15 protein-coding genes are annotated in these 12,478 nt (G+C 40.1%); 7 read left to right on the top strand and 8 right to left on the bottom strand.

Annotated features, from left to right (window positions below):
* Positions 1-17: 17 nt before the first annotated feature.
* The 6 genes from NSQ70_RS06170 to ggt form a co-directional block, all read right to left on the bottom strand.
* Entirely contained in the window at positions 18-485 is a 468-nt protein-coding gene (locus NSQ70_RS06170) for a PTS sugar transporter subunit IIA (protein ID WP_008346265.1), read from the bottom strand.
* A gap of 240 nt (positions 486-725) precedes the next feature.
* The gene (gene cysA / locus NSQ70_RS06165) at positions 726-1,457 is read right to left on the bottom strand and encodes a sulfate ABC transporter ATP-binding protein (protein WP_061418762.1); all 732 of its coding nucleotides are present in this window, start codon (positions 1,455-1,457) and stop codon (positions 726-728) included.
* A gap of 15 nt (positions 1,458-1,472) precedes the next feature.
* Positions 1,473-2,342, bottom strand: coding sequence for a sulfate ABC transporter permease subunit CysW (cysW, locus tag NSQ70_RS06160; protein ID WP_047945595.1), 870 nt, complete (start codon positions 2,340-2,342; stop codon positions 1,473-1,475).
* Positions 2,343-2,347: 5 nt separating this feature from the next.
* The gene (gene cysT / locus NSQ70_RS06155) at positions 2,348-3,193 is read right to left on the bottom strand and encodes a sulfate ABC transporter permease subunit CysT (protein WP_024719596.1); all 846 of its coding nucleotides are present in this window, start codon (positions 3,191-3,193) and stop codon (positions 2,348-2,350) included.
* Positions 3,194-3,204: 11 nt separating this feature from the next.
* A complete protein-coding gene (locus tag NSQ70_RS06150; protein WP_058337450.1) occupies positions 3,205-4,236 on the bottom strand; it encodes a sulfate ABC transporter substrate-binding protein in 1,032 nt (343 codons plus the stop codon).
* 257 nt (positions 4,237-4,493) lie between these two features.
* Positions 4,494-6,248, bottom strand: coding sequence for a gamma-glutamyltransferase (ggt, locus tag NSQ70_RS06145; RefSeq protein ID WP_017359155.1), 1,755 nt, complete (start codon positions 6,246-6,248; stop codon positions 4,494-4,496).
* A 227-nt stretch (positions 6,249-6,475) separates the two neighbouring features.
* On the opposite strand from ggt, the gene NSQ70_RS06140 reads away from it, so the two are divergent.
* From NSQ70_RS06140 to NSQ70_RS06115, 6 genes are all read left to right on the top strand, one after another.
* A complete protein-coding gene (locus NSQ70_RS06140; protein WP_073414248.1) occupies positions 6,476-6,934 on the top strand; it encodes an ASCH domain-containing protein in 459 nt (152 codons plus the stop codon).
* A 206-nt stretch (positions 6,935-7,140) separates the two neighbouring features.
* Positions 7,141-7,758 (top strand): DUF47 domain-containing protein, encoded by a 618-nt coding sequence (locus tag NSQ70_RS06135; protein WP_017359157.1) that lies wholly within the window; start codon positions 7,141-7,143, stop codon positions 7,756-7,758.
* Between the two features lie 15 nt (positions 7,759-7,773).
* Positions 7,774-8,772, top strand: coding sequence for an inorganic phosphate transporter (locus NSQ70_RS06130; protein ID WP_017359158.1), 999 nt, complete (start codon positions 7,774-7,776; stop codon positions 8,770-8,772).
* A 146-nt stretch (positions 8,773-8,918) separates the two neighbouring features.
* Complete coding sequence (locus tag NSQ70_RS06125; RefSeq protein ID WP_024719591.1) at positions 8,919-9,689, top strand: type II toxin-antitoxin system SpoIISA family toxin; 771 nt, start codon at positions 8,919-8,921, stop codon at positions 9,687-9,689.
* Positions 9,658-9,834: a type II toxin-antitoxin system SpoIISB family antitoxin gene (locus NSQ70_RS06120; protein WP_008346289.1), complete on the top strand. Its 177-nt coding sequence runs from the start codon at positions 9,658-9,660 to the stop codon at positions 9,832-9,834. Before NSQ70_RS06125 ends, NSQ70_RS06120 begins: the two co-directional genes overlap by 32 nt.
* A gap of 99 nt (positions 9,835-9,933) precedes the next feature.
* A complete protein-coding gene (locus tag NSQ70_RS06115) occupies positions 9,934-10,065 on the top strand; it encodes a hypothetical protein (RefSeq protein WP_256689193.1) in 132 nt (43 codons plus the stop codon).
* Here the strand turns inward: NSQ70_RS06115 and NSQ70_RS06110 are convergent.
* Positions 10,054-10,953 (bottom strand): N-acetylmuramoyl-L-alanine amidase, encoded by a 900-nt coding sequence (locus NSQ70_RS06110; RefSeq protein WP_096881314.1) that lies wholly within the window; start codon positions 10,951-10,953, stop codon positions 10,054-10,056. The two genes, NSQ70_RS06115 and NSQ70_RS06110, sit on opposite strands and share 12 nt — an antisense overlap.
* 311 nt (positions 10,954-11,264) lie before the next feature.
* On the opposite strand from NSQ70_RS06110, the gene NSQ70_RS06105 reads away from it, so the two are divergent.
* On the top strand, positions 11,265-11,849 hold the full coding sequence (locus NSQ70_RS06105; RefSeq protein WP_024719587.1) for an ImmA/IrrE family metallo-endopeptidase: 585 nt from the start codon (positions 11,265-11,267) through the stop codon (positions 11,847-11,849).
* Here the strand turns inward: NSQ70_RS06105 and NSQ70_RS06100 are convergent.
* The gene (locus NSQ70_RS06100) at positions 11,840-12,463 is read right to left on the bottom strand and encodes a poly-gamma-glutamate hydrolase family protein (protein ID WP_281215412.1); all 624 of its coding nucleotides are present in this window, start codon (positions 12,461-12,463) and stop codon (positions 11,840-11,842) included. The two genes, NSQ70_RS06105 and NSQ70_RS06100, sit on opposite strands and share 10 nt — an antisense overlap.
* Positions 12,464-12,478 lie beyond the last annotated feature (15 nt).

Genomic DNA, 12,478 nt, shown 5'->3' with positions numbered 1-12,478 from the left:
CATTATGTCGTGAATAGCTATTGGTTTAATTCTTTTTGAAGTACATCAACGGCTTCTTCATACGATGTCATGTGAGATAAACTTGTCATTACTTCTTCTTTTCTAAAAAGCGTCATCAGTTTCTCTAACATCACGAGCTGTTTACTAGGTTCAGAGATTGCCAGAACGAACACAATTTTGGCTTGAACTGTCTCATGAGGGCTTCCCATCTTATGAAAAATAACAGGTTCCTTTAATGTCGCTACACTGATCGCCGGTTTGTTTACATGTTCAGGATCTGTATGGGGAATGGCTACCCCAAAGGTCGCAAGAGGAAGACCGGTCGGATATGTTTTTTCTCTTTCAAGCACTGCTGGTAAAAAGCTCGATTTAATATACCCTCCAGTTTCTAACCTTTCTGCTAAATAGGCAGTCACCTCCTCACTTGAAGATGCTTCGTACTGCAGCTCAATCAGCTGTTGATCTAACTCAAACAAGCTGTTCAAACAACCACCCCTTTCATTTGGTATAAATATGAACACATGTAACAAATAGAATGAACATTTTAAAATAGAACCTTTTATAAAGCGCTTACATATAGATGTTTTGTAAAATGTTCAATACTGTTACCTTTGTAAAGATATTATAATATTCGAAATTATAAGTCAATGTTCCTAGGAAAATTTTTATAAAAAAAGATGCAGCTTTTTGCCGCATCTCTTTCATTACATCACATCAATTTCTTGTTAAATATGGCTTCCTATATCTAAAAACTCAGATACAAAAAGGTTGTCTGTCTGCTCTGTCATTTCTTTTTTTGTGCCGATTTTTTCGATTCTTCCCTCATTCATCACCACAACACGATCAGCGATATCAAACGCTTCTTCTTGATCATGCGTCACAAAGATGGTCGTCATTTGAAATTCTTGATGAACTTTTTTCAGCCAATGTCTTAAGTCTTTTCTCACCTTTGAATCTAGTGCACCAAAAGGTTCATCTAAGAGAAGAGCTTTCGGTTTGACGGCAAGAGCACGTGCAAGTGCTACACGCTGCTTTTGTCCACCTGACAGCTGCTCTGGATAACGATGTTCATACTGCGTTAATTGAACGACTTTCAGCAACTCATGCACGCGCTCTTTGATGTCTTTTTTAGGCAGCCTTTCTCCTCTAGGTTTCATCTTCAATCCATAAGCCACATTATCAAATACCGTCATATTTCGAAAAAGCGCATATTGCTGAAAGACAAAACCAATTTGCCGTTTTCGCACTGGAATGTAAGTATAATCCTGTTCTCCAAATAAGATCTGTCCAGTATTCGCATCATCAAGCCCTGCAATAATTCTTAATAAAGTCGTCTTACCTGACCCAGACGGTCCAAGTAAGGAAATCAATTCCCCATTTCCGATCGTCAAATCCACGTTTTGCAAAACCTTCGTCTGCCCAAATTGCTTTGATATTTGTTTCACTGTAATCCCCAAGGCTGATCCCTCCATTTATTTTGAACGCTTGCCAAGCCTATGATCTCTCTGCTGAATGATCTGCTTGATGATTAATGTGATGACCGCAACAAACGCCATGAGAGAGGCCACGGCAAAAGCCGCTTGGAATTGATACTCGTTGTATAGAATTTCTATATGAAGCGGCATCGTATTCGTCATTCCGCGGATATGACCGGATACAACCGACACTGCACCAAATTCACCAATTGCCCTAGCCCCTGCTAAAATGGCGCCGTAAAAAAGGGCCCATTTTATATTTGGAAGTGTCACAAGGAAAAAGGTCTGCCATCCACTGGCACCAAGCGTAAGCGATGCTTCTTCCTCATGAATGCCTTCATTTTGCATAAATGGAATTAACTCTCTCGCAACAAAAGGAAATGTCACAAAGATGGTCGCAAGAATCATCCCCGGTACAGAGTAAATCACTTTCCATCCATTTGCTAAAAGCCACGGTCCTAAAAGTCCATTTGAACCAAATAAAAGTACAAATACAAGTCCTGCAATGACAGGTGACACCGCAAACGGAAGATCAATGACAGTCGTTAACAAACGTTTTCCCGGGAAATGAAATTTTGTGATGAGCCAAGCAGCACTGACCCCAAAAATCATTTGAAGCGGCAATGTGATCATCACAATGAAAACAGTCAATTTAATTGCCGCAAGCGTGTCTGGATGTGAGATGGCAAGAAGATAAGAACTCCATCCTTTCTCAAAAGCCTTTGAAAACACAGCAATCAACGGCATGAGTAAAAACAAAATCAAAAAAGCATACACCACACCAATCAACATACTCTTCACCGCTTTTGATTCCGTCACAGGACTCCTGTACTTGATGCGGTGCTCTTTAATAAGCTCCCTTTCCAATCATCTCACCTCACTTCCACTTGTTTTTTCCGCTCGACAAACCACTGCAATCCGTGAATCAATAACAAAATGACAAATGATAAGAGCAGCATGAAACAGGCAATGGCTGCGGCACCTTGATAATCATACTGCTCAAGCTTAGACATGATCATCAGTGGTGTAATCTCTGTTTTAAACGGAATATTTCCCGCTATAAACACAACGGAGCCATATTCACCGAGTGCTCTTGCAAATGCAAGAGAAAATCCAGTCAGCACCGCTGGAAACAAGGCAGGCAGCAGTACATGAAAAAAGGTCTGTTTTCTTGTAGCACCAAGTATAGCTGCGGCCTCTTCCACTTCCTGCTCAAGCCCCTCAATGACCGGTTGAACCGTTCTTATGACAAATGGAACGCCAATAAAAATCAGTGCCAAAATAATACCGAGCGGGGTGTATGCCACCTTCACATGCAAAAATTGCCCAATCCACCCATTCGGAGAATAAAGAGTCGTCAAAGCGATGCCAGCCACTGCCGTTGGAAGAGCAAACGGCAAATCAATGAGGGCATCCAGGATGTTCTTTCCTGGAAACGAGTACCGCGTGAGAACCCATGCGATCAGTACACCGAAACCTGCATTGATGAGTGCAGCTGCAAAAGAAGTCGTAACCGTAAGCTGCAACGACTTTAGCACCCGCGCATCACTAAAGACATTCCAAATTCCTTCTGCTCCTAATGAAGCCGTCCAAATAAATACCATAGATAAAGGAATCACGACAATCGCACTGACATAAACAAGTGTCACTCCGAGACTCAGCCCGAATCCAGGCAATACACGTTTTCTTTTATTGGCGGCAGCATAGCCTTTCTTCATCACGTCGCCCCCTATTTTTGTCCGCTATATATTTGATCAAATAATCCGCCATCATCAAAAAATCTTTTCTGCGCCTTTCGCCATCCGCCAAATGCCTGATCAATGGTCACCATATCAATCTCTTTAAATTGATCTTTATATTTGTTTAGCACTTCTTGATTTCTTGGGCGATAATAGTTTTTCGCCGCAATTTCCTGTCCTTTTTTAGAATACAAATAATCTAAATAAGCCTTTGCCACTTTCTCTGTTCCTTTTCGTTTCACATTTTGGTCGACAACAGCAACGGGCGGCTCTGCTAAAATACTAATGGAGGGACTGACAATCTCAAATTTGTCTTTGCCTAATTCATGCAGTGTTAAATAGGCTTCATTTTCCCAAGCAATTAACACGTCACCAAGACCGCGCTCGACAAAAGTTGTTGTGGCGCCACGAGCACCTGAATCGAGCACCTCGACATGCTCATATAACTTTTTCACAAAATCCTTCGTTTTTTCTTCATCCCCATGAAAGGTTTTATCGGCATATGCCCATGCGGCTAAATAATTCCATCTTGCACCACCTGACGTTTTTGGATTAGGTGTGATGATAGATACACCTGGCTGAATCAAGTCATCCCAGTCTTTAATATTTTTGGGGTTTCCTTTCTTCACAAGAAACACAATAGTAGACGTATAAGGTGTGGACTGATTCGGAAATTCTTTTTGCCAATCCTTTGAAAGTAGCCCTCGATCTGCAATGGCATCAATGTCGTACCCAAGAGCAAGTGTAGCCACGTCTGCTTCGAGTCCATCGATAATTGATCTCCCCTGCTTACCTGATCCTCCATGAGACTGCTGTATCGTCACATCTTCACCGGTTTTGTCTTTCCAATAAGTCTGAAAGGCTTGATTGTATTCCTGATACAATTCACGGGTAGGATCGTATGACACATTCAACAGCTCAATCTTTCCCTTTTGATTTGAGGCTTCATTCGCATTTGAGCATGCAGCACTTGTGATGATGAAAAGTGTCATCGCAATAGAAATCCATATCCATTTTTTCATGTTATCCGCTCCCTTTCACATTGAATAGTGACACCAACCTTGCCGTTTTCAGTTCTATACGCAAAAAAGGCTCTCAGCGATTGAAGTACAAAAAAGTCCTGTACGTCAATGCCAAGAGCCTTCGGTTGTCCGATCAGCTATGTATGATTGATGTTAGTCTATATATTATTCAAACTATTCACAGGTGTCAACTGTGTTTTTATTTTAATGAAAAAAGAAACGCCTTCTTGATGAGGCGCTTCTTTTCCCGGGAAATGCTATTGATCTGCAGCTACCTTTAGATTGACACCAACAGCAGTTCCATTTCTCGTTGAATCAGCTACTCCAGTGAATGTCCCTGCTTTTCGATCAATCAGTAAAGCTTGCACATTCCCTATATCAATAGGGGAACTGCCAAACTGGTGACCCATATCATTTAACTTTGTTCTTACATCTAGAGGGACACCTACTTCATAACGATACGAAGTTAAGCTGTTTGTGTAGATTCTCGGCTCTTCTACCGCATCCTGAAGCTCCATGTCATATTCAAGTAAATTGAGAATCGTCTGTGAAACAGAAGCAATAATCGTCGTTCCACCAGGAGACCCAACAGTCATGACTGGCTCTCCATCTTTAAAAATGATCGTCGGAGTCATACTTGATAATGGACGTTTATTAGGCTGGACTTCATTTGCCCCACCAGGTCTTGCATCAAAATCAGTCAGTTCATTATTTAAGAAAAATCCATACTCTGGAACAAGTATCCCTGTACCAAATAATTGTTCAATGGTTGTTGTAAATGACACAACATTTCCCCACTGATCTGCAACAGTAAAATGGGTCGTCTCACCAATGGTTTTATCTTCTGGCTGAGGAACAATTGGGGATGGATTTTTCTCATCCTCATATGCCCAAGGATCTCCTTCTTTCGGGCTGCGATTCATTTGATCTAATTGAATGAGAGAGGCTCTTTCTGAAATGTAATCATCGTCTAGTAGTCCTTTTAGTGGAACATCTACGAATTCGGGGTCGCCGGCATATGCGGCTCGGTCAGCATAGGAGAGGTGCATTGTTTCAGCAAGCAGCTGATATTTTTCGAATGATTTGGGGTCATACTGAGACAGGTTAAAATGGTCAAGTATTTTGAGAATTTGTAGCATAAACACCCCGCCTGAGCTTGGTGGAGGCATGCTTGCAAGCTGATATCCTTTATAGTCTCCCCAGATTGGCTTGTCAGTCTTGACTTCATAACGTTTGATATCTTTTGAAGTCATCGTCCCGCCAAAATCTTGAACTGTATTTGCAAGTGCCTTTGCTACTTTTCCTTCATAAAATGCTTTGCTTCCTTTTTTCGCAATGAGTTTAAATGTTTTTGCAAGACCTGGCTGGACAAGCAGATCTCCTTCTTCGAGCGGCTGATCATTTGGAAGAAAAATTGGCGCTGCGGCCGTTTTTTTCAATTTTCCTTGGTGATCATCAATCGCTTTTGCCAAGACAGAATCAATTTCAAAACCATCTTCTGCAAGTTGAATGGAGGGCTCAATCAATTCCTTCATAGAACGAGTACCCCACTTATCTAATGCAGCTTCAAGACCTTTTACAGTCCCTGGAACACCTACCGCATTTCCATGTGTAGATCGCTCAGCAAACGGAATCACTTTTCCATCATCTGTTAAAAACATGTCAGGTGTTGCGCCCTGTGGTGCTCGCTCTCTGCTGTTGATGATGGATGTTTCCTTTGTCTTCCCATCATAAACCATCATAAATCCGCCGCCGCCAATTCCAGACATCATTGGCTCTGTTACGTTAAGTGCGTACTGAATGGCAACAGCAGCATCCACTGCGTTCCCACCTTTTTTCAATACGTCAGCACCAATCTCCGATGCAAGCGGATGTGCAGTAGCCACCATACCATCTTTGCCAACAGCTACTTTATTCCCATGAGTTTCGTTTGCAGTGACTTGGCTGACCGGCAGGAAAAACGAGAAAACAAACAGACATATGGACAAAACAGTTAGAGAAATGCGTTTCATGAACAACACCCCTTCCATATTCTTACTTTGACCTTACCGACTTCTTGACCAGAATACAATAGATTATTCTAAAATTTCAAAATTTTTCATTCTATCATCCTATATCTGCCAAACAAAACACATGTTTTCAAAACATATGACATGCACATCTCGTAGTAATAAAGACATACGTTTTCCAAGTTTGAAACTTCACGATATAATAAACTCATAACAAAGGGGGAAAAAGAATGAACCACAAAAGCACTTTATTTTGGGAATCTTATTGGGAAGAAAAATCAGAAAAAACTCCTGATCACGCCTCTGTTTCTGCTTGGGCATTTGGCGCAAATCCAGATCACTTGCTTGACCTTGTACAACAAGGAAAAAAAACAGCCACTTGTTCTGGATACCTTTTTTACGAAAAAGAACAAGAGCCTCTTCCAAAACCCGGTCAATATGCGGTCATTTTGGACAGCCAGGAGGAACCAAAAGCCATCATAGAGATCACGCAAGTAGATATCATGCCAATGAATGAGGTTCCTGAATCATTTGCAAAAGCAGAAGGTGAAGGCGATCTTTCATATGACTATTGGTACAAAGAACATGAAGAATTTTTCACAGAAGCCCTTAAGCCGTACGGATTAACATTTAAGGAAGATATGCTTCTTGTTTGTGAGCGATTTAAGCTTGTTTATTCAGCTTCTTAACTTTTAAGCGGTGCCAAAAATGGTCCGCTTTTTTGCTTTCTTTTCCCCTTTCTGAAAAAGGTGAGTTGAGATCACATCTTTAGGTCAGAATAAGATCAAATAGAAAAAGTGAAGAAATTTTCGACTACACCTGTTTTTTTTCGACAAAAGAATATATAATTATTTGATGTGTGCATTGTCTCATTTATACAATGGAGGGTTTTTACATGTTAAAAAGGAAAAAAGACAAGTTTTCCGTCTTGTTAACGGAAATTGCTAAAAATTTAGATGAAACTGCTGAGTATTTTGTTAGCTATAAAGTAACAAATCAAACCACTCTGAAAGAATTTTCTGACACATTGAAGGAATATGAGACAAAAGGTGATAATCATGTTCATACCATGATTAAAGAGCTGAACAAAGCCTTTATTACACCGATTGAACGTGAAGACATTCTTCAATTGACGAATAGCCTCGACGATGTTTTAGACGGCATTGAGCATTTTTCAGCAACTTTAGAAATTTATTCAATTACAAGCTCTGACGAACATATCGACAAATTCAGCCACTACATCAGAGAATGTGCGAAAGAAATTTTAACGACTATTGAATTACTGGCTGATAATCGCTTGAAAGATATTCATCCGCACGCAATCAAAATTAAAGAGATTGAGCATAATTGTGACAATCTTCACCGCAAATCACTAAAGAACTTGTTTGGAAAAGAAACAGATCCAATTAAGGTCATTCAATACAAAGAAATTTACGAAACACTTGAAGAAATCGCAGATTCCTGTCAAAGTGTTGCCAACAATCTAGAAACAATCATTATGAAGAATGCGTAACGGGGTTAGTTAAACATGGATACATTACTCATCCTTACCATACTTATTGTCATTTGTGCACTTGCTTTTGATTTCATTAACGGATTCCACGATACAGCAAATGCCATTGCTACTTCTGTTTCAACAAAGGCGTTAAAGCCTAGACATGCTATTATTATGGCAGCGTTTATGAACTTCTTAGGAGCAATGACATTTACAGGTGTGGCAAAGTCCATTACAAAAGACATCGCAGATCCTTTTACACTTCAAAACGGATCTGTCGTCATTTTGGCTGCTTTAATTGCAGCCATTACTTGGAACTTGCTTACTTGGTATTACGGGATTCCGAGTAGTTCTTCACACGCACTGATCGGGTCAATTGCAGGAGCTGTTATTGCCTCTGCTGGTTTTGGCGCTTTAAACTATTCGGGATTCATTAAAATCATTCAAGCACTATTGCTTTCACCTATCCTGGCTTTTGTTTTGGGATATATCGTGTATACCATTATCAAAATTATATTCCGAAACAACAATCTCGCAAAAACAAATAAACAATTCCGACGTGTTCAAATTTTAACGGCTGCACTGCAATCGTATACCCACGGAACAAACGATGCGCAAAAAGCGATGGGAATTATTACGATGGCTTTAATTGCAGGTAATTTGCATACAACAGACGACATTCCTTTCTGGGTACAATTCTCTTGTGCGCTTGCAATGGGACTAGGTACGTCTATTGGCGGCTGGAAGATTATTAAAACAGTCGGCGGTAAAATCATGAAGATTCGTCCAGTAAACGGAGTATCTGCAGACTTAACGGGTGCAGCTATTATCTTCGGTGCAACATTTATTCACTTACCGGTTAGTACCACTCACGTGATCTCATCTTCTATTCTAGGTGTAGGTTCTGCACATAGAGTAAAAGGAGTTAACTGGGGTACGGCAAAACGTATGCTTGTCACTTGGGTGATCACATTACCGATTTCGGGAACTCTAGGGGCACTTATATACTTTGTGTTAAATGCGATTCTTTAATTTAAAAGACCTGTCTAACAGGTCTTTTTTTATTTGTTTGCATCCTCAAATGGTCTTTTTCTGCAAGCCATTTTTTCATGAAGCAGGGTTTCCAAACATATCCATAGAAATAAATAAGTATCCATCTGTCTATGGGAGAGAAGAACATGCTATTATTTTTTCAATTGACTGTTTGGTTATTGCTAGGTGCTCTTGCTGTATATGTATTTGCGGTATGGCGCTTTGAACAAAAAGTAAAAGAAAAGATGTTTGCGATTCGTAAAACGTGGTATTGGATTTATGTAGCGGGTGCTGTTGTGTACTGGACAAATGACCCTTCTTCAATCTTCACCGATTGGATGCACTACCTGATTATTGCTGTTTTTTTCGCATTAACTGATGCCTTTATTTTCCTCAGCTCCTATATTAAAAAACTCGGAAATCATGAACTTGAAACCGACACCCATCAACTCCTAGAACAAAATAACGACCTGCTTCATTCTTACCTCAATAAACTAAAAACGTACCAATACCTATTGAAAAACGAACCGATCCATGTATATTATGGAAGTATAGAAGCTTATATAGAGGGAATTGAACGACTGATCTATTCTTTTGCAGAAAAAATGAATATTCAAGCAGTTCTTTGTCCTTATGATACGCAGGAGCAAAAAGATGACCTGCTGCGGACACTTGATCAGAGAGCGCTCATTCAAGCAAAGCTTGACAGGCAGGAAGTGTATTACGATGATTTCGGCAAATTGGTTCTCATCCCGTTTTCAGTAGCGGATGCACACTTTGTGATTAAGCTGACCTCTGAGGAAATTGTCACTGAATTCGACTATTTATTAATGACTTCACTTACAACGATTTATGACCTAATCTTGCCTGACGAAGAGGAAGGTGATGAAGATGGAACACGCACTTCAAGGGGATAATAACAATCGCAAGAAAAACCCATTTAAGATTTTAAAGAAAAAGCGCCATATTAGTATGGCTGATTACAAAGTAAGTCCCCATACGGAGCGTATTTTCAAAAAGAATGAACAGCTCCTAGATGAGTATAAAAATAAAAAAGCTTGATTACACTAAAGGACGCGGAACTTCATCCGCGTCCTACTTCCGTTTTCACATCTACTTGCATACAATAAAACCAACTGCTGCAACGATTGAGGTGCCAATATGAAAAAGAAACTTAAACAATTAAGGTATGTTCAGTTTGCTGAATTTAAGCCATCCCCTTATGTCTGCCGATTGCATGAAAAAAGTGAAGCCGTCATTCAAGCGGTCAAAAAGAAAGACTCACTGATTTAATAGTTGAAGCAACTTCACTTTTGTTTTAGGACCGTATACTCCATCACTTGTTAGACCATTCATCAGTTGAAATCGCGCGACGGCATTGGCTGTTTTTTCCCCATAAACGCCATCAATGCCCTTATCTACAGCTGTTTTGTCAGGATAAAAATACACAGCAGCAAGCGCTTTTTGGACGAGACGTACATGCTCCCCCTTTGTCAGAGGTGATGTCACCTTTAACACCCCATCCGGCAGTTCATAACTGAGCTTTTCTTCTGCATGATAAATCTTGAGAACTTGTCCAACTCGAATCATGTTCGGGTCACTAATCTGATTCCATGTCTGTAAATCACTCACTGTGACACTATGGGCTTTGGCAATACTCGTTAGCGTATCCCCGCTTTTCACCACATATGTGATAACCGTTTCCGGATCACCTGCAGTCTCAATTCCTCTTTTAAATTCATCCCATGTAGCTAGCAGCAGACGTGGACATGTTTTTCCTGACCAATGCTGATGCGTCACCACATTTGCTAATGGAATGCCATGTTCTTTTAAAAGCTTTTGAATAAGCCACTGGGCATGTTTGACAGCTTGTTGAAAGTTTCCATCCTCATTTTCACAAATTTCAATGCCAATCGATTTTCGGTTGCCATCTCCATGTCCATCCCCAGCATGCCATCCATTTTCATTTAAAGGGAGATGCTGAAAAATTTCCTTGTCATCCACTGTAAAGTGCCAGCTTACCTCTGTTGTTGAGCGTTTGACATATGCCGCGTGATTTTTTGCGTCAGCTCCCTTAGATGTATTGGCTGTGTTATGCACAGTTACATAAAGCGGCGTCATAGCATATCCTGGCCGATTTCCGTTTCCAACTGGAATAAAATCTTGATAAATTTGTACCATGTTTTGCACTCCTTTTTGTTAAATTGATGTTTGATCTTGCTCATCAATCGGTGGCAAACGTAAGACAAATTTGTTTGTTTTCGTCATAAGACTATGGTAAAATTTGAATTCAATCGCCGTTTTATCTTTGTAAAATATAAAAAAATAGAATAAAAAACAGGAAAAACTTCCAATTTTCTTTGATTTTATGTTAAAATTGTTAAAAACAAGCCGATATAAAAAGTAAGCGATAGCTTTATTAGCCATTTAGTCCTATATGGACTTTTCTTTTACGGCAAAAATAGAACATACGTTTGTATGGAGGTTTTGACATGACTTATTTTTTAACCCATTTAGAAGAAGATATTAAACGGTTATACACTCAACTGCAAATAAGCGGTCCTGCCTATGTAGACATGCATAGGATCGCCGCTGAATTTCATGTATGGGTACACTACGAGGATACTGGCAGCATGATGATCAAACATCAAGGTCTTTACAGTATTATTTTAAACAGAGCCTTATCGTCAGAAGAACAGTGGCAGGATTTCGCCCACGAGCTTTGTCATGTGCTGAAGCATACAGGCAACCATTTTAACATGCACAAGCTCTTTCGAGAACTGCAAGAGTTTCAAGCAAAACAATTCATGTATCACTTTTGTGTTCCGACTTTTATGCTGCTGCAAATGACGCTCCCAAACCTTAGGCAGCAAGCCATTTTGCATATTGCTCAAACATTTCATGTCACTCGGGATTTTGCTGAAAAACGGCTTGCTCTATTTGAACAGCGAAGAGCCGGCATTCAATTTCAAAAAGAATTCACTTCTTATTTAATGAGAGCAGGCAAGGTCGCAGAAAATGAAGTTGCGTATCAAACAAAAGCGTCTGCACACGTGACGTCAGAAGTTTATTCATAAAGGCTTAACACTTGTTTCAGTACATTTGTGTATTGATAAAATTGTTCGGTTTGTGTATCACGCCTACGGCTCCGCCTAAAGTCTTGAAAGAAAGCTCTTCTCTGAGCTTGGCTAATTTCAATTTGAACACTTTTTCCTGTGAGGCATTGATTATTAATATTTTGAGGATGTGTTCCAGCAAATTGATCCGATTCAGATAAAAGTAAGGCATGGAAGCCATTTTGTGTGAGACACTTCACTGTTTCAGCAGCTTTTTCCCTGTCGGTACCGCCAACTAAAGTTTGTAGGACGTCTGTTTCTCCATAGCCGTGGAGTGCAAACGTATAATGATGTGTATGCACTTGAGAAAGACAAATCGGCTCATCAAAACGTGTGCTCGTAATATGAAGAACATGATTGCCTTTCACTTTAAGGCCCTCGAATAAATACATAGAATAATCGGTTGCTACTTCATGGACCAGCTCGCTCACGCCAGATTCAATTCCTCCCGCATGAGGTGACAGGACGAGAAGCTGATCCCCTTTCCGCTGATGAAGAATCTGATAGTCGATCCCTTTTCTTTCATGAGCGGAAAGCTCTTCATAATTTTGATACATATCTATGATTTGATTCATTCCATCTGCCCCATT

It is taken from the genome of Bacillus sp. FSL R5-0397, assembly GCF_038593395.1.
GTDB classification, from domain to species: Bacteria; Bacillota; Bacilli; order Bacillales; family Bacillaceae; genus Bacillus; species Bacillus altitudinis.
The sequence above is the reverse complement of the archived record's forward strand: the minus strand, read 5'-3'. Positions and strand labels throughout refer to the sequence as shown.